The organism is Caulobacter sp. AVps18, assembly GCF_058681425.1.
Genome location: NZ_CM178737.1, coordinates 3,793,270 through 3,811,924 on the forward strand (window position 1 = coordinate 3,793,270; position 18,655 = coordinate 3,811,924).

The window sequence follows — 18,655 nt, forward strand, 5'->3', positions numbered from 1 at the left end:
AGCGTCGCCAATCGTGATCTAGTGCGCCTGCGGCTCGCGCGGGGCCCTCAAAACACGCCCTCGTACAAGCGCTTTACGGATCTCCTCGGTCTTCTCCGCGACCTTCTCCTTGAAGCGCACGTAGAGTACGCCGGTGATGTCGGAGGGCAGTTCGATCTCGCCCCGATGCAACAAGAGCGTTTTATGCTTCCCGAGGGCGGCGAAGAAGTAGCCCATCTCGAAGATGACGTTCTGGCGCGAGTGATAGACATCCTTTCCCTGAAGTTCGGACACGTTGTGATCGTCGGGCGTGAGCAGCACGATCGCGAAATCGCAGGAGCGGGCCAACCGCTCGAACTTGGCGAGAATGCCGATCGAGATCTCGGGATCCTCGGAAAACAGAACCGTCTCGACGCCCAACTTACCGAGGACGCTCTTGAGCTGATCCCTAGCCTTGTGGTCGTGTCCATGGACGACGAAGACACGCGGAGTCCGCTCCGTCATTTAGCAATGGACTCCAAGAGCCGAATGATCCGATCAGTTTGGACAGAAATGTCGTCCCCCTTGGCTAGGCGCGCCAGGCGGCATCCTCGGAGGGCCTCAAGATCCACACTGGTGGCCATCTTCAAACGCGCCTCGATCGACTCCAGTGCAAAGCTCTGAGCCGAGACGACGATGTAACCGATGTGCTTGTTGGCCTCTCCCGCGGCTCCCGCAAGCAGCTGTGTCACCAGCAGCAAACCGTCCCCCTCGGCGATCTTTCCGTCCTCTTCGAACCGCAGATCGAGCAACAGAAGCTTGTAGGGGCGGGCCTGTAGCATTGCCATCGCCTCGCGGGTCGACTGGGCGTAGTCCACCGGCACGCCGCGAAGGTCGAGCTCGGAGATTAGCCCTTCGATCGAAGAGAGGTCGTCGTCGACGGCGAGGATCTGCGCTTGCGGAGCGGTCATCAGGTCAACTTCACGTGCTGGGGTCCGAGCGGTTGAATTTGGGGTATCCGGAGCTCGAACGTGGTGTCGAAACCTTCGAGCGCCTCGACCCGATTGCTGTCGTCCAGCGTAGGGTCGCTGCTGCGGCAGAAGATCCGACCTCGGTGAGCAGTGGCGAACAGGCGGGAAATGTAGAGGCCCAGGCCCATGCCCCGGATCGCGCGAATACGATCGATCCGTTCGACCCGATAGAACTTCTCGAAGATCAGCTCGCGCTTTTCCGAAGGGATGCCTACGCCCCAATTTGCCACTTGGATGACATCCCACGCTCCCTGCGTCTCGCCGCTTACCGTCACGACCATCGACTTTCCCCTTTGCCGAGGGAGGGAGTACTTGATGGCGTTCTTGATCAGATTGACCATCACGTTGTGGAGGAGATTGGTGTCACCGATCGACTGCAGCTTGGCCACGCCCGGCTTCACCAGCAGGTGAATGGTTCGAGCCGAGCTTTGCCCGTCATCGCTTTCCTTCCAGGCGATCGCCTCTTCCCAGGCGCTGTCGATGAGCCCCTTCCAACCGAACTTGTTGAAGCTGACGTCGATCAATCCGGAGGTGTGGTTGGCCAGCGCCACGGCGACCTTCATCTGTTGGCTGATGTAGTTGCTCTGCCGATTGATCTCGGCCTTGCGAAGGTCGAGCGATTGTACGACCTCGGAGAAAGCCGGGTCGTCCCTCAAGGCCTTGATGGCCTCGTTGACGCCACTGATCGCCTTGTTGTGGAGGCGTACGATCGGCGTGGCGACTTCATGACCGAAGTGGGCCACCAAGCCCTCGGCGAACTCGGCTGAGACATGCGATCGCGAGGCTTCGACCGAGGCACGCACGATGGAGGCCATTGCCGTCAGGCTTTCGGCTTCGGCCGCGTAGCGGTGCAACTGGCTGCCGGGCCTGATCGCGGAGCCCGCATCTTCGTTGAACCTAAGGGCGACGACCTTGGCGCCATCCGGACTGCCGTCCTGCAGCGAAGTGACAGCAATTGCGCTGGGATAGCCGTGCTTTTCGGCAAACGCCGTCAGCTGATCCGAACTGGCGCTTACCGCCGAGAACTCCATGCCCCGGATACCCGTCTTCTGCGTGACGCGCTCGAAAGCGGGGCAGTCCTCAGCCATGATCGGCGCGGCGCGCAGCGCTTTGGCCACGGCCGGATCCGAACTGCCGATGACCTCGTAGGTAGACGAACCAGCCGGCCGATAGAGCAAGGTCACACGATCGAAGCCGAGCTCGGCGAAGCCGTCGATCGCGGCTCTCTCCACGGCTTCGACATTGGAGAAGGCTCTCAAGCCGACCGCAGCCAGGTGGCCGAGGTTCCGGATCACGATCTGATTGGAATACTCGTCGACCAGCTCGGCAAGCTCGTGGCACACCGACTCGAAGGTGTCCCGCTGCACCTTGTTGAAGGGTAGCGTCGGATCGTCGGCGCGGTTGATCAGGCGGATTTGCAACCTGATGAACCGCATACCGACACGTCGGATGAGCATAGAATGGGCCGGCCCCAAGGCCGTCTCGTGGTGTTCGACGCATAGGTCGTTGACCAAGCCGGGTTCGGTGGCCGCGAGCGCCGCGAGGTTTTCGACGAACGCGTAGCGTGGGTTATCCCAGGCCGATCCGGTCAAGTTTTGTCCGACGAAGTAGCTCTCGTCGAACTTGCCGAGTTTTGGTCCAGGTAGAAGCCCCGTCTCCTCGGACATCTTCACCAGCTGCCGGTCCGCCCAACGATAGTTGAAGATCGCGCAGGCTTGAGCTCCGGAGGCCGATAGAGCGAGCTTGGCGCAGACACTCGCGAGCTCGACGAGCGGCACCTCTTCCTTGCGATTGCGGTTGATGAACTCACGCGCGATGCGGCGATGCGATCCGATCTGCGCGAGTCGTTGAGTGGTGAGATGATGCTCCATCAGGAGCTTGATCAGGGAAAAGGCGAAGGTCTCGCGCGGGTCGAACTCGGCGGCCTCGATATCGATCGCCATCGACAGCAGCGCGATGGGCTGGGCGTCTTGGTCGCGCAGAAGAATATCGACCCAGCGCTGTCGTCTGAGGCCAAGCATGTCGATCCATGGAGACGCTCGATCGGGACTGCTTCTGCTGTCACCAAACGCGATGTCGTCGACCGATCCGGCGGCGATTGTCGAGGTGTGATAGGGAATTTCGACAGGCCCCTTGGGCGCAAAGCCATCGGCGTATCGATACATTCGCAGGAACAGGACATCGTCTTTGTTACTCGGCCCGTTGGGATTGATCTCATAGTAACGCGCCGAGACGAAACCGCTCTCGATGAAAAGGTCGAGCATGTTCGACAGCAGGGCCGCCTCCCCGATCCGCCCGCCGGAGATCAGGGTTTGCAAGCTTCGGGCAATGTCGAGCAGGTCGCGCATAGTCCCCTCCCGGATTAACCTTGACCGCGAGAGAGCTTTACCGCAAGGCGTATTACCCCCATTTCAGCAACTATGACGCGGGGTCAACCTGCAGATCCAATCTGCAGGAGAGTTGCGAGCGACAAAGAAAGGCCCGGAACTTCCGATGAGCTTCGACCATTTGGTGCCGCCCACACTCGCGGCTTTCGTCGCAGCACCACTGCTTGCATTTGTGATCGCGCGGATTTTTCTGGCCTGGCGGGAAGCCGAATACAAAAAGGCCGAGAAGGTCGAGCGTCCCGAATTCGCGAGCCCTTGGACAGGCATAAAGGCTGTACGCAACCCGGACGAGGCGGCGTTGGACAAGGCCGCCAAGGCCTTGTTCCTCGACGATCACGAGAAGGCTAACACGGCGCAGACCAATACGGTCCGCCACGTGGCTCAAGCCGGAGCGTTGCTCTTTATGGCCTTCGTGTGCTTTGCCCTCACTGTCACCTTGTTGGCAGTCAACGAGCAAGCTCACGTCTTCGCCGCCGCATTCGAGGCTACGGCTTTCGTCTGGGTCGTGTTGCATTTCCATTGGGGCAAAAAAGAGCGAACTCAGTGGATAACCAAGCGCACGCAGGTCGAGTTCTTGCGGGTCTGGCACGCCGTCGAATTCGCCCTTTCGGGGCCGAGGGCCTCGACACTTCAGGGCAGTTTCGACGAGGTGCGAGCCAAGACCGTGGCGGCCATCCCCGATGGCGAGGATCCGTACGAAACTGCTCCGCGGTTTGGGAAGGCCTATATCGCCGAGATCAAGGGCCGCATCGTGAACGCGCCATCCCTGTCCTGGGAAGTCGCACGCTATTATCTCGAACGTCGCCCCGTTCGGCAGGCCCGCTGGTTCCATTCGGCCCAGCACCGCCTTGAAGGCGGCCACAAGACCCGTGGCGTCATCCTCTTTTGGCTGTTCACATTGGCGATCCTGTGCGCCGTCGGCAAATTCCTACTCATAGCGTTCGCGCATGATACCGGTTTGGTTTTGCACGCTCTCGAGTTCGTCTTGCTCTTGGCGATCGGCGCCTCGTCGGCGACCACCGCGCTGATGGTAGGCCAGAACGGACGTAGCCTCTCCCACCAGTATCGTAGCCAGCTACGCGAAATCGAAAAATGGATGAGTGAGAACGAATGGCTTCTCGCACCTGGTTCCGCCGCGACCGAGCCACTTACGGGAGCCGACAAAGAAAGGTTCGCGCGGGCCGTAGAGGACTTCGAGGTTCTGATGCTGCACGAGCTTCTCGATTGGATCCATGCGACCGAGGAAGATTCCATGGAGTTGGCCGCCGCCTGACGCGACGATGATGGTCGCGAGCGCCTGGGCCACGTCAACAAATCAGATGCCCGCGAAGGCGTGAGATCCCGTGGAAAAATAGTCGCGTTTGCGCACCGTGACGGTCTTGAGAGCCAAGTCTTCGACAAATTACTCGGTCTCGAGCTGATCGGCTACCGACTGCATCCGCCTTCCGGCCCTCGGCCTTCACCGCCGCGATGACGCGATTGACAGCGCTATGATTGGAGAGGCATCGAGTTGCGCCACCAACGGACATTGGCCCAGGTTCAGAAAGCAGACCTTCGCAAGGCTGGAGCGCCGAACTAGAGTCCTCTCTGGACCCTACCGTCATTACTCGAGTTTACGCGAACCCTCGAAAGCTCGCCTCAGAAAGACGCCCGAACTCGTACAGCGGACCGCGCTGATCGCTCTCGGCCTGCTTCACGCCCTGTCGCTAAGCCCGCTCGTTACCGGCTTTGTCCGCGACCATTCCCAGAGCGATCGCCTCATACCCGCTCTCGTTCCAGCGCTCGACCATTCGACTGATCACGAGACATCGTGAGCGGCCGGACTCGCCGATGACATGTTGGGCGATCCGGCTGACCGTCGCCTCGAGAGCGTCTTGCTCGGCGTGGGGGAACACATGAAATGCGAGCGCCACGTCGCGGTCGCCCGGTGGAAGAAGCGCAACGACGTTCAATTCATCATCGTCAACTGGAACTTGGAGCACGGCCAGGCGCGCCTGCTCCACCAAGGCCTCGCATTCGCTCTGATCGTCGGCATCGCCGAAGCTCAGGAGATCCAACACCATGGTGGTCCACCCCGTCGGGCGGCGCGCTTCGAGCTGATCCACGACGGCTTCGAACATTGGCGCCATGCGTGGCTTCGGCCTATCGATCGGAAGGCCAAGATCGAGGTTGTGATAGTAGCGATCAACCGCTTGGGACATGTCGGTGATCACCACCTGAGTGTGCCCTTCAGCAACGGCCAAGTTGAATGCCGTGGCGAGATAGAGGCCCAGGAAGTCCAACTCGAATCCGAAGATGTTCGACTCCCGCTGCACCTCGCTGCGACGGCTAAAATAGTGAAGGAACTGGCTGGGGCGCACGAGGATGTCGGCCACGCACGCGAAATCGCCAAGGTTTAGGGTCGCGGCCAGCTCCAAGCCCTCGGGTATCCAACCGGCCGCCTTCATCTCGTTTTCCGCTGAGGACAGAACCGAAAGATCGTCGAGCGTGACAGAGATCCGGATGACGTCGCGGATCTCCGTTGGGTCGAGGCCGAGCGATCGAACTGTTTTGAGAGCGGCGCAATCGCCATCCCGCGCTGCGGCAATCAATTGGGCGAGCCGCGCCGATTGCTCGGAGGGGTCGGTGACCAACTCCTTGATGTGCCGGCGCGCCCGGTCAGGGGCGCCCCTCAGGCCCTGAGGGCTTAGAGTGGCTGACTTGCTCTCGACGATCAGCAGCGTCCGGTCGAGCACCACCAAAGCGTCAGTCTCATAGGCGAGCCATTTTGCACTTCTGGTGATCCGGCTCTCCGGGAGCGCCTGCGTCAGTATGCGCGCTGTCTCGCCTTCGAGATATTTTGCCCGCCGACTTTCCAATGCCTCTTTCAAACCGGCTTCTTCGCAAAGAGCCCGTAGAATCTCTTGGAGAAAACTGACCGCGCTCTGTGGGAAAGCAAAGAAATAGGCCTCGCCCGATTTCAACCCCGGCTTGGTCCAAACCGGATTGTCGAGAAAGAGGTATTCGAGCTTGCTGTCGGCTAGGGCGCCTTCGCTCAAGCTGAGTCGATCCAAGATAGCTCGCGTCTGAGCGTCTGGCAGACGAGCCGCCAGAGCAATGGTTTCTACCGGCGCGATCGAGTTGACGACGAGCCAGCGGTCGGCGTGGGCGAGAAGGCGCCCACGGACCGAGTCCAATGTGTCGTTCGGATGGATGGAACTCAGAAGATCGTCTGGATCACCCGTCACCCCAGGATATCTCGCGAAGAAGTCGCGGACGAGCGTGGGAATGGTGGTCGCCCTGAATATGTCCTTCAGCAGGGTGAAGCGACCATTCACTTGGGCTTCGATCGCCGCCACCGTCTGCTCGGCCACCGCGATCACGTCCAAGGGTCCGTAGCCGTGAAGCTTGCGGAATGGCGCGTCGAGGGACGGGTGGGTGTAGAGCCCCCGCACGATACGCAGCATCTCTTGGTAGGGTGCCCAGTTGCGGATCATCTGGGTGTGAATGCGAAGACGCTCCTGCAGCCCTAACTGCTTTAGCGCCATCGGATCGGTGATCGCCTCGGTCGCCAGCAGGCGCCGGCCCGTGATCGCCGAGGCGAGCCTCAGGGTCAGATCGATGGCGCTCTGGATGTCCTCTGGTTCGGCGGGTCGCGTGCCCCACTCCCCGGCGGGGGCTGTAAGGGCAATCGCCTGTAGAAGTTCGACGTGATGCTGGGAAAGATCCTTGATCATGCCCTCGCCTTTGACGCCGTCAGGCCCGGCCGTAGTGCGCAGGCCCCAGCCGGCGATGACAGCGATCACATGCGGCGGAAAAACCGCGCGCAGGAGCGACCGCAGCTTCTCCAAGTCCACATCGAACGTGGCGACTTGCTCCTTGGCTGTCTTGACCTGCTCCTCGCGCATGGCCACGACCGCGTCGCTCGACAGCACGCGAAATCCTGGCGCGTCCACCGAACCTCGGCCCTGACTGACGCCCTCGCCTTCATCCTCTGACACGCACGGACCCCTTCTCCTCGAACCTGGAGCGTAGCGCTGTTCGACCGCGTCACAACGTTGACCATTGCGGCGAACCGCGGACGACTTTCATGGAGGGCGTGAGACGGGCGCGCAGCGGTGTTCCGACTCGCCGCTTCCGATGTAACTTCAGGTTATGTTCGACATCACCGGCGACGATACAGCCCGCCTCAACGACGCCGACTTGCGCACCCTTGTCGCCCGTCTGGCCATTGCTGAGCTCAGCAAGCAGGGCGCGCCCGTGTCAGCGGTTACGGCCGGCGGTAATCAGGACGCGCCAGACGGCGGCCTGGACGTCCGGGTCGAGCTGCCGGATGAACCAATTCGTCCAGATTTTGTCTCACGAGCCAAGACCGGGTTTCAGGTCAAACGCCCGGACATGCCGCCTGGCAAAATCCTCGACGAGATGCGCCCCAAGGACCAGCTCCGGTCCGTCATCGCCGATCTGATCGACAGCAAGGGCGCCTATATCATCGTCAGCGCGCAAGGGTCCGTCGCGGACGGCCCGCTTGCCGCGCGCAAGGCCGCGATGCGTCAAGCGCTCGGCGCCTATCCTAACGCCGATGAATTGGCGGTGGATTTCTATGATCGCGACCGCATGGCGGTCTGGGCTAACCAATATCCCGGCGTCGCCGCGTGGGTGCGGAGCCGGATCGGGCGGGAATTGAAGGGTTGGCGGCCGATGGGCCAATGGTCCGATACCCGGACGGCCAACGACACGGGTTATCTGGTCAACGACCACGCCGTTCTCATCGACGAGACCACCCCGGAGCATAACAAACTGCCGATCGGTCAGGGCGTTGACCGGCTCAGAAGGCTACTGTCTCAACCTCGACATTGCGTCCGGCTCATTGGCCTTTCGGGACTCGGAAAAACACGGCTGGCGCAGGCGCTTTTCGAGGAGGAAGTGGGCGGCGGCGGCGCGCTGGATCCGGCGCTCTCCATCTACACCGACTATGCCAATGACCTTGAACCTTCCGCGCGCGAGATGGCCAACCGTCTTGTTGCGAGCGCCCAGCGCGCGATCCTGGTGGTCGATAACTGCAACCCAGCCACTCACCAGGAGATCGCCAAGATCTGCCTCCAGCCTGACAGCCAAGTCAGCCTGCTGACGATCGAATACGATGTCCGAGACGACGAGCCCGAACAGACAGACGTCTTTCGGCTGGCCGGGGCATCGGCCGAGCTCATCGAAGCCTGGCTCGAGCGCGATTTCGACCATGTGTCGCAACTCGATCGGAGACGAATCGCCGAGTTCAGCGACGGCAACTTCCGCGTCGCGCGGTTCCTGGCCGATACAGTGCGAAAGGGAGAAACGCTCGCCAGCCTAACCGACGAGGCTCTGTTCGAACGCATCTTTCAACAGCGCAACGCGCCTGACCGCCAGTTGCAGAGCTTGGCCGAGGTGTTGGCGCTTCCCTACTCGTTTGATGGAAGCGACCTCACGGCCGAAGGGGAGTTGGCGGCATTGGCCAACCTTGCGGGCGTCGACATCGCGCTTGTTTACGCGGCCTTGAACGACTTGACCGAACGGGGGCTGCTGCAATCGCGTGGGCGCTGGCGCGCGCTCCTGCCACACGCCCTTTCCAATCGTCTGGCGGCCGATGCCTTGAAGCGCATCATGCCCACGAAGCTCGACGCCTTCAGCGCCGGGTCATCCCCCAGACTCCTGAGATCGTTGTCGCGTCGACTGGGGTATTTGCACAGTAGTCCGGCCGCCCAGGCCCTCATCGCGCGCTGGCTCGGCGTCGGCGGACCGTTAGAGAACCTGCTTTCGGTCGCCGATTTCAGCGTGGTGCGCAATCTCGCGCCCGTGGCGCCGGCGATGATGCTGGACAAACTCGAAGCGTCGCTGGACCTTCCCGAGGCCGATAGCGTGCTCGCCGCGAGCAATTCTGGCCGCTCCACCTGGATCGGTTTGTTGAAGTCGTTGGCCTACGAGCCCGACCTCTTCGAGCGCGCCGCACGCGGTTTGGCGAAGTTCATGGCCACCGAGCCTGACAACCAGAACCACAACAGCGCCCGTCACGCGTTTCAGGATCTCTTCCATATCTATCTCTCGGGCGCCCAGGCCACGCCCGAGCAACGTCGGCTCTTGGTGCGGGACCTGTGCACCAGTACTGATCTGAACTCACGGAAGGCTGGCCGCCTGGCCCTCGAAGCGCTCCTGAAGACGGGTCAGTTTTCCTCCAGCTCCGACCACGACTTTGGGGCGAGGCCGCGCGACTTTGGCTGGCAGCCCAAGACGTATGGCGACACCTGGTCCTGGTATCGGGAAGCGATCGCCCTGCTTCTTGAGGTCTCACCCCATATTCAGGATGCAAAGGGGATTCTGGCTCGTCACTTTCGCGGCCTTTGGGCCTTCCCGGCCTGCCATGACGCGTTGGAGGCCGCATCGGTCCAATTCGCCGAAGGGGGATGGCCGGATGGCTGGATCGCCGCGCGCACCGCCAGACAGTTGGCCAAGGAAGGAATGCCAGCGGAGGTGACCGCCAGGCTTGAGGTGATCATTGAGCGTCTGGCCCCCAAGGACCTGCTCGAACGGGCGCGCGCGTTTGTGATGGCCCGCATGCCCGGCGGCTACGACATCGCAGACGCCGAAGCCGAGGATGAGCCGGACGGCGGAGACGACAAGGACGGCGGTTCTCGCATCGTACGCGCCTGGCATCGGGCCTCAACGACCGCGATCCAGCTCGGCGAGGCTTTTGCGACCAACGCTGATCTGCAGGTTTTCCTTGCGGAGCTCTTCTCGCAACGCCAACCCGCCCGAGGGTGGCAGTTTGGCCAAGGTCTTGGACGGGCCGCTCCAAACCTGGTCGAGATGTGGGGAATTCTTGTGGGCGCCTTCGTGGACGCGCCAGCGGACAAGCGAGACGCCAGCGTCCTGGGCGGCTTCCTCGACCAAGCGCGCACACGTGACGCCGCCGTCGTCGATGCGCTCATGGCTTGGACGATGGAACTTGAAGTGCTCAGGCCACACGCGCCATACCTGCAAAGCCAAGCGGGTCTGGATGAACGGGGCCTAGATCGACTGACCCAGGCTGCTGCTAACGGAACAGTACCCGTTTACGCCTATCGATCCTTGATCAGCGGCATCGTTCAGACCGCGCCACCCGCGCCGTTCGCCGTCCTGCTCTCCACGCTCGGCGGGCTCGAAGAGGGACCACAGGTCGCGATTGAAATCCTGCATATCGCCTATTACGCGGCGCGGTCAGACGGTCATGCCATCGACCCGATCCTGATCGAAAGTGGACGAGAACAGCTGAACAAGATCGACATTGCCTCGCTCGATACCCATCGCGATCACGCGCTGGGCGATGTGATCTCCGAGTGCATGGCGGGTGACGACGGCGCCGGCGCCGGCGCCGCGCGCGATCTATGCGCGCGCCTGGTCGCCGCCCTGAACGATCAATATGTGTCTCGTTATACCGTCGGCGGTCTCATCAAGGCTCTTTTGCTGGCTCAGCCCGACATCACGCTTGACGCCCTGCTTCTCGCCGGCCTGATGAAAAACGAGTTCGTTCTCGATTTCGCAGACGCTGAACGCTCGCCGTTCAGCGCCGTACCGGCGGAGACGCTCTGCGCGTGGGCGGATCGAGACGCCATCGCCCGCTATCAGCGTTTGGGCGAGGTGCTGCCTCTGTTTTCCGACATTCCTGGCGGCGATGACAACGTGATCTCGCCCACGTTCCTGGCCGTGCTCGCACGGGCTCCGGCCAAGGATCAATTCCTAGGACGTCTCGGCGTCCGCCTTCAGCCGAGTGGCTGGAGCGGATCCCTGGCCGATCTGCTGGAGCGGCGACTGGACATTCTCGCCGACTGCGGGGTGCCGGAAATCGTGGACTGGGCCAATCAGGGCGCAAGCTCGGTGAAAACCTGGATCCAGACAGAGAGAAAGCGTGAAGCGGCTCGGGAAGAGAGCTTTGAGTAGTGAGGGGGACGCGGCATGGCCGATGTCGATCGAAGTGACGAGTTTCCGTCTTGGCGTAGCTTCTGGAAGGGTGCTGTCAGTCTAACGCTAACTTGTCTCCACTTCCGGCCTCGACGGGGCTCGAGTTCGGAGATGGTTCGTGCAGCTCTCATTCAAGCGCCACCGGTTTCCAGCGGAGGTCATTAGACACGCCGTTTGGCTGTATTTCCGTTTCACCCTGAGCTTTCGCGACGTCGAGGAGATGATGGCCCAGCGGGGCGTCGACGTCAGCTATGAGACCATCCGCTGCTGGACGATCAAGTTTGGTCCGCAAATCGCCAGGAATCTCAAGCGTAAACGCCCTGCCCCGTCGCCGCGATGGCATCTGGACGAGGTCGTCTGCTCCATCGGGGGCAAGCGGATGTACCTCTGGCGCGCCGTTGATGACGAAGGCGAGGTACTCGACGTGGTCGTCCAAAAGCGGCGCGACACCGAGGCCGCTCTGAAACTTCTAAGACGCCTCCTGCGCAACCAGCCCGTGGAACCAGAAGTGATCACCACAGACGGACTGAGGTCCTACGGCGCGGCGCTCAAGGAACTGGGCCTGGAGGGCCTTCACCGACCAGGACGACTTAGAGAAAACAACAGAGCGGAGAACTCACACCTGCCGATCCGGCGACGGGAGCGGAAGATGCAGCTCTTCAAGTCTCAGCCTTCCGCCCAACGTTTTCTCACCACCCATGCAAGCGTTTACAACACCTTCTACACCCAGCGTCACCTGATCTGCCGATCAACCCTGCGCACCTTCCGCGCCGCGGCTAATGACGCCTGGCGCGAAGCGACCGCCTCCGCGTAACGAGGGCTCGCGCAGAAACAGCTTCAGCCGTCGGCATTAAGTTGACAGTGCTGAGCAGAGAACTCCCACATGCCGATCCGCCGACGGGAGCGGAAGATGCAGCTCTTCAAGTCCCAGCCTTCAGCCCAACGGTTTCTCACCACCCGCGCGAGCGTCTACAACACCTTCTACACCCAACGTCACCTGATCAGCCGATCAACCCTGCGCACCTTCAGCGCCGCAGCGAACGACGTCTGCCGCGAAGCGACCGTCGCCGCCTGATGAAACCTAGGCCAGAGATAGCTTCAGCCGACCGCATCAAGTTGACAGTGCTATTCCATGGCTAAACCACAAACATATCCCCCAGGCTCAGGGATGGCCTGCCGGTCAGAACAGCGATCTGGACCTGGTCGCTGTTGTCGCCACCGGTGGCGTCGAACCACAGAGCCCCGGTGGCCGTGTCATAGAGGAGGGTTGGCCTGGCGTCGGCTGCTACGGGCGCAACGCCCGAGACGAAGCTGAGGTCGGCGATCGTCGTCACCCCGAAGCCCGCTGCCCGAAGCTGGATGTGATCCACACCAGAGACGAAGTCGGTGATCCGATCGACGCCCTGGCTGGCCAACCCGCTGTCGAAGTAGAACAGATCGGCTCCCCCGCCGCCGGTGAGGGTGTCGGCGCCGCCCTGACCGCCCAGGAGGTCGTTGCCCGCACCGCCGACGAGGCTGTCGGCGCCGGCGGCGCCGAACACCGACGAGCCGGCCGCATTGGCGTAGCCCTGGAAGGCGCCGCTCCCGATGAACTGCAGAACTTCGGTGTTGTCAGCCGCCCGCGCATTGGCCAGCGTGGTCAGCACCCGATCCACGCCCTGCCCCGCCAGCTCGACCACCGTGTCGGAGACATGGTCGGTGAAATAGACATCGTCGCCCAGGCCGCCGACCAGCCGGTCTGCACCGGCTTTACCGTCCAGAGTATCGTTACCGATCCCACCGGTCAGGACATTGGCCAGTCCGTTGCCGAAGCCTTGGAAGGCGCCCGAGCCCGTATAGGTGAGGTTCTCGACATTGGAGCCCAGAACATAGGCCGCGATCGCCGTTTTGACCGTGTCCAGCCCCTCTCCTGCCGCTTCGACAATCACGTCGGCCAGATTGTCGACGATGTAGGTGTCGTTGCCCGCCAAGCCGACCAGACGATCTGCCCCCGCCCCGCCGTCAAGCTGGTCGATGCCGGCCCCACCGGTGATGACGTTCGCCAGGTCATTGCCCACGCCCTTGAACGCGGCCGCGCCGGTATAGGTCAGGTTCTCGAGATGAGCGCCCAGGGTATAGACCGGCGCCGTCGTTCTGACCGTGTCGAAGCCCTCACCCGCCAGCTCGGTGATCACGTCGGCGGTGGAGTCCGCGATATAGGTGTCGTTGCCCGCCCCACCGATCAGGGTGTCGGCTCCGGCCTTGCCGTCCAGGGTGTTGATCCCCGCATTGCCGACCAGCACCTGGGCGTATTCATTGCCGGTGAGGTTCAGGTTCAGGGCGCCGCCGGCTTCCAGCCGGTCGATCGAGACGCCCGCCGCCAAGACGTAGCTGACCGTGGTGACGGCCCGGTCCGTCCCGGACCCGTTACCTTCGACGATGACATCCTGGCTGTTGTCGATCCGGTAGAGGTCGTTGCCAGCGCCGCCGACCAGGGTGTCACGACCGATGCCTCCGTCCAGGGTGTCAGCCCCGCCACCGCCGTTCAGGCTGTCATTGGTCGCAGCGCCGGTCAGGCTGTCGGCGAAGGTCGAGCCGAACAGCGCCTCGATGGAGCGCAGGGTGTCGACCCCGTCGCCGCCAGTGTCCTGCGCGGTCGTCAGCGCCAGGGACACCGTCACGCCCGCCGCCGCGCCGGCATAGGAGGCCGTGTCGATCCCGCCGCCGCCGTCGAGGCTGTCGTCGCCCAGCCCGCCCAGCAGCGTGTCATTGCCCGTACTACCGGCCAGGGTGTCGGCTCCCTCGCGGCCCGCCAGCGCGTTGGCGAGGCTGTCGCCGGTGAAATTGTCGCCCGCCGTTCCGCCGGAGAGGTTCTCAATGCCGACCTGGTTCAGTCGACCAAAGCCGATCGACTGGAACGCGCCCTTGACCCCGAGATTGACCGTCAGCGCCGTCGTGATCAGGCCCAGCTCAAGCGTATCGATCCCGGCCCCACCGTCCACCACCGTGTCAGTCGCTTCGGGAGGATCGATCTCGTGCGAGAAACCGTATTGGAAGACGTCATCGCCCTCACCGCCATAGGCCTTGTCGAACCCGACCGCGATATGCAACCGGTCATTGCCGCCGTCGCCTTCCAGAAGATCCGCCCCTTGCCCTCCTATCAGCGTGTCGGCGCCGTCACCGCCGCGCAGCGTGTCACTGCCGTCGTAGCCGGATAGCAGGTTGGCGGCGCCGTCGCCGATCAGTGTGTCCTCATATAGCGACCCCCACAAACCCTCGATACCGATCAGAGTGTCGACGCCACTTCCTGTGTTCTGAGGCTCCGTGAGACTTAGATCAACAATCACGCCGACGTTTTGGAAAATATCTGCGAGACCATCAGGGTCGGAGTAAACATATACTTCAATATGTTGGCGATAGTCAGCAATATCAAACCCCACCCCGCCATCAAGAATATCATCATAATGCTCAAAATCGGGCAGTCGCATTACGCTCAAATTGTCTGTGTAGCCGCCAACGAGCACATCATTACCTTCACCGCCGTACAGACTATCGCCACCGCCCGCGCCATCCAGAGTGTCGTTTCCACCGAGGCCGTAGATATGCGCAGAGCGATTGATCGGCGGTTCGTTAACGTCGCGGAATCCGACTAGGTCCGTAAGCAGATCGTCGGCGGAAGTTCCGTAGATGTACGGATCGTCGTCGTCGAGGATGGTGCTCTGCGCCGTAGCCTGGATAATCTGATAGCCGACTGAGGCGTTGCCCAGCGTGACAGTCATGACCTCACTGAGCTCGGCGATGCCGTCGCGTACGGTGCTGAAAATCAAGGTGAGACTGTCGACGAAGGGGGGGAACTCCAGCGTTCCGCTTGGGAAAGCTCCGATGACGTCAAACGCGCCCATCTCGAAGACAATGGCTTGTGGACTGAAGTCCGACGCCGTGACGCCCACGCCGCCGATCGAATAGTCGACTGTGGCCACCTGGCTCACATCGCCCGTCCGGGTCACCGTGAAGCGGAAAGGCGCGAAGTCATAGCCGTACTCCATATGGCCTACGGACTCGTTGATTTCGGTCTGCAGCGCGCTAATCGCGAAGGTTCCGCTCACGTCGTCGTCAACAATCGTTCCCGCGGCGCTGGCCGTCGTGATCGTCGCGCCTCCGCCAGGGTTTGAAAGCGATACCGTGAAGGCCTCGCTGCCCTCGACCAGCGTATCGCCCGCAACGTCGATCGTGAGCGTTTTGCTGGTTTCGCCCGCGGCGAAGGTGATCGTCCCATTGGGAAGACTGCCCGCCCCAAAGTCGGCGCCATTCACGGCGCCGCCGCTTACGACATAGTCGACAGTATGGACGGCTCCGATATCTCCAGATCGCGTCACGGTGAAGGAGTAGGGCGTGAGCCCCGACTGGCCCTCCTCCTTTGTCGAATCCAGCGCCACAATCGCCAGATTGGTCACCACAGGCGCTGTGTCATCGTTGAGGATCGTGCCCGCCGCAGAGGCCGTCGTCGTCGCGGCCCCGGCGCTGGGGCTCGAGAGGGTCACAGTGAAGGCTTCGGAACCTTCGACCACGGTATCGCCCGCGACGTTGATTGTGACGACTTTGCTGGTCTCGCCCGCCGCAAAGCTCACCGCCCCAGATGGCAGGACGCCGCCGACGAAATCGGCGCCGGTCACTGCCGCGCCGCTTACCGTGTAGCTGGCCGTATGGGCGACCGTGGTATCCCCAGTCCGTGCGACCGTGAAGGTGAAGGGCGTGCTTCCCGACTGCCCTTCGGGCTTGCTGGCGCTCGTGGCCGCGATGGAGAGCGCGGCGTCGTCGTTGAGTATTGTCCCCGTGGCGCTCGCTGTCGCGAGGGCCGCACCGGTGCTAGGACTCGAAAGCGCTAACGTAAAAACCTCATTGCTCTCGACAACGGCATCCCCAGCGACATTGATGGTGATGGTCTTGCTGGTTTCGCCGGCGGCGAAGCTGACCGTACCGGTGGGTAAGGCGCCGCCCACGAAGTCCGCACCGTTCACCGCTGCGCCGCTCACGGCATAGGTTGCGCTGGGCGCGGCGCCTGTGTCGCCAGTGCGGCTGACGGTGAAGGTGAACGGGGTCGCACCGGACTGTCCCTCAGCTTTGCTGGCGCTGGTGGCGGAGACCGATAGGACCGCGTCGTCGTTGACGGGGGTCAGGTCCAGGGTGGCGCTAGCCGCCGTGGCCAGAGAGCCGTCGCTGACGGCGTAGGTGAAGCTGACGGCGGTGTCGTCATTGGCCGCCGGTTGGAAGGTCCAGGTTCCATTGGCATTGGCGGTCAAGCTGCCGCTTGAGGCGGTCAGGCCGGTGATTACGAGGGTATCGCCATTGGCATCTGTGGCGTTGGACAGCAGGGCGGCGGCGTTAATGACTCGAATAGTGTCTTCGGCCAGGGGCGCAAGGCTGACCGGCCCGCTGACCACCGGGGCGGCATTGAAGAGGCTTTCAAGCGCAATCAAGCCGTCGTCGAAATTCAGGAATTCGATGTTGGTCAGGGTATCGACCCCGTCCGGGCCGGTGACGGTTACGCCGCTGGCTGTGTTCGCAAAGCTATAGGCCGACCGCAGACCGGTGAAGACGGCCGTGTCGGCCCCTGCCCCGCCGTCGAGACGGTCATTGCCTGTTTTGCCGTATAGGGTGTCGTTGCCGTCGCCGCCGGAGAGGGTGTCGTTGCCGAAGGTCAGGTCCTTAACGAATATGTCACCCGTGCCGTTGGTGTCGCCGGCCACGAGGTTACTGGCATAGCTGATGAACGCCACCTTGGTGCCGTCCGCAGAAAAGGCCGGGTAGTAGGAAAGTGCATTTCCCGCAACGCCCGCGCCGCCGCTGGAGACTAGGGTGGTGATACCCGTCGTTAGATCTTTGATGAAGATGTCAGCCGCGTCATTGGTGTCGCCGGCCACGAGGTTACTGGCATAGCTATAAAACGCCACCTTCGTGCCGTCCGCAGACAGGACCGGACCTAGGGAGTATGAATTTCCCGCAACGCCCGCGCTGCTGCTGGAGACTAGGGTAGTGACACCCGTGGTGATATCCTTGACGAAGATGTCATACGTGCCGTTGGTATCGCCGGCCACGAGGTTGCTGGCATAGCTGATGAACGCCACCCTGGTGCCGTCCGCAGACAGGACCATGCCGCTGGTGCCACCTCCATTCCCAACAACGCCCCCGCTGCTGTTGGAAACCAGGGTGGTGACACCCGTCGTCAGGTCCTTGACGAAGATGTCCCCGGTTCCGTCGGCATCGCCAGCCACCAGGTTGTTGGCATAGCTATAGAACGCCACCTTCGTGCCGTCCGCAGACAGGAGGGGCCTTTCGGACCAGCCGTCCCCCTGTACACCGGCACTGCTGGTGGAGGCCAGGGTAGTGACTCCAGTGGTCAGATCTTTGACGAAGACGTCATGCGCACTGTTGTTATCGCCGGCCACCAGATTGCTGGCAGAGCTGGAGAATGCCACCTTTTTGCCGTCCGCAGATAGGAACGGGGTGTAGGAGTTCCCATCACCCTGGATTCCTGTGCTGCTGGCTGAGACCAGGGTGGTAACGCCCGTCGTCAGGTCCTTGGCAAAGACGTCATATTGGATGACACCCGGGTTCCAGACGTTGCTGGCTTGACTAGCGAAAGCCACCGTTGCGCCATCCGCAGACAGCATAGCTTGACTGGAACCGTAGAAGCCGTTTTCCCATACAACAGCCGAACTGCTTCCGGAGACCACGGAAGTGACACCCGTCGCCAAATCCTTGACGAAGACATCTACTACCGCAACGCGGCTATAGTTGGCCACGAGTGTGTAAGCATCGAACGTCACCTTAGTGCCGTCCGCAGACAGGGCGGGGATGTATTGGCCTATGTTTGCCGCACCGTATCCGCCAAAGGAGACCAAAGTGATGGCACCCGTGGTCAGATCCTTGACGAAGACGTCATGCGCGCTGTTGTTATCGCCGGCCACCAGATTGCTGGCCAGACTGGTGAACGCCACCTTGGTTCCGTCCGCAGATAGGACGGGGCTACGAGGTTCGGCATTCCCAGCAACACCCGCACTGCTGCTGGAGACCAGGATGATCTCGCCATTGCCCCCACTCCGCCCTGTCAGCACGTCGTTATAGGCCGAGCCGACCAGTCCTTCGATTGAGACCAGGATATCGGTCCCCGCCCCGCTGGTCGCCTGGGCCGTGTTGACGCCCAAATCTACCGTCACTCCCGATCCTGCGTTGTCATAGGAAACGGAGTCGTCAGCAGTCTGGCCGACGAACGTGTCAGCGCCAGAAGTATTGACAAAGGTAGTCACTTTTCTTGCTCCCGAGGTCATTCATCGACCATGTCGCGCTTAA

The 18,655-nt window shown here is 62.0% G+C and carries 8 protein-coding genes and 1 pseudogene; 4 read left to right on the forward strand and 5 right to left on the reverse strand.

Features of this window, described 5'->3' with window-relative positions; all coding sequences use genetic code 11:
• Positions 1–18 precede the first annotated feature (18 nt).
• From ACW179_RS17235 to ACW179_RS17245, 3 genes are read right to left on the reverse strand one after another with little or no spacing between them, the layout of a single operon-like run.
• Positions 19–483: a TIR domain-containing protein gene (locus ACW179_RS17235; RefSeq protein ID WP_492060687.1), complete on the reverse strand. Its 465-nt coding sequence runs from the start codon at positions 481–483 to the stop codon at positions 19–21.
• Positions 480–929: a hypothetical protein gene (locus ACW179_RS17240; RefSeq protein WP_492060688.1), complete on the reverse strand. Its 450-nt coding sequence runs from the start codon at positions 927–929 to the stop codon at positions 480–482. Before ACW179_RS17240 ends, ACW179_RS17235 begins: the two co-directional genes overlap by 4 nt.
• On the reverse strand, positions 929–3,337 hold the full coding sequence (locus ACW179_RS17245) for a sensor histidine kinase (protein ID WP_492060689.1): 2,409 nt from the start codon (positions 3,335–3,337) through the stop codon (positions 929–931). The genes ACW179_RS17240 and ACW179_RS17245 overlap by 1 nt, the downstream gene beginning before the upstream one ends.
• A 145-nt stretch (positions 3,338–3,482) precedes the next feature.
• On the opposite strand from ACW179_RS17245, the gene ACW179_RS17250 reads away from it, so the two are divergent.
• Positions 3,483–4,649: a hypothetical protein gene (locus tag ACW179_RS17250; RefSeq protein ID WP_492060690.1), complete on the forward strand. Its 1,167-nt coding sequence runs from the start codon at positions 3,483–3,485 to the stop codon at positions 4,647–4,649.
• 433 nt (positions 4,650–5,082) lie between these two features.
• Here ACW179_RS17250 and ACW179_RS17255 read toward each other — a convergent pair whose 3' ends face one another.
• Positions 5,083–7,356 (reverse strand): hypothetical protein, encoded by a 2,274-nt coding sequence (locus ACW179_RS17255; protein ID WP_492060691.1) that lies wholly within the window; start codon positions 7,354–7,356, stop codon positions 5,083–5,085.
• A gap of 154 nt (positions 7,357–7,510) precedes the next feature.
• Here ACW179_RS17255 and ACW179_RS17260 point away from each other — a divergent pair, with 154 nt between their 5' ends.
• From ACW179_RS17260 to ACW179_RS17270, 3 genes and pseudogenes are all read left to right on the forward strand, one after another.
• The gene (locus tag ACW179_RS17260; protein WP_492060692.1) at positions 7,511–11,305 is read left to right on the forward strand and encodes a hypothetical protein; all 3,795 of its coding nucleotides are present in this window, start codon (positions 7,511–7,513) and stop codon (positions 11,303–11,305) included.
• Between the two features lie 139 nt (positions 11,306–11,444).
• Positions 11,445–12,140 (forward strand): IS6 family transposase, encoded by a 696-nt coding sequence (locus ACW179_RS17265; protein WP_492060693.1) that lies wholly within the window; start codon positions 11,445–11,447, stop codon positions 12,138–12,140.
• A 54-nt stretch (positions 12,141–12,194) separates the two neighbouring features.
• A pseudogene (locus ACW179_RS17270) lies at positions 12,195–12,401 on the forward strand (IS6 family transposase); the annotation flags it as partial.
• Between the two features lie 61 nt (positions 12,402–12,462).
• On the opposite strand, the gene ACW179_RS17275 reads toward ACW179_RS17270, so the two are convergent.
• A complete protein-coding gene (locus ACW179_RS17275) occupies positions 12,463–18,522 on the reverse strand; it encodes a Calx-beta domain-containing protein (RefSeq protein ID WP_492060694.1) in 6,060 nt (2,019 codons plus the stop codon).
• Positions 18,523–18,655 lie beyond the last annotated feature (133 nt).

What these genes read in the sequence shown, in the direction of transcription:
- ACW179_RS17235 (WP_492060687.1), bottom strand. Translation starts at nt 483, where the DNA reads ATGACGGAGCGGACTCCGCGTGTCTTCGTCGTCCATGGACACGACCAC.
- ACW179_RS17240 (WP_492060688.1), bottom strand. Translation starts at nt 929, where the DNA reads ATGACCGCTCCGCAAGCGCAGATCCTCGCCGTCGACGACGACCTCTCT.
- ACW179_RS17245 (WP_492060689.1), bottom strand. Translation starts at nt 3,337, where the DNA reads ATGCGCGACCTGCTCGACATTGCCCGAAGCTTGCAAACCCTGATCTCC.
- ACW179_RS17250 (WP_492060690.1), top strand. Translation starts at nt 3,483, where the DNA reads ATGAGCTTCGACCATTTGGTGCCGCCCACACTCGCGGCTTTCGTCGCA.
- ACW179_RS17260 (WP_492060692.1), top strand. Translation starts at nt 7,511, where the DNA reads ATGTTCGACATCACCGGCGACGATACAGCCCGCCTCAACGACGCCGAC.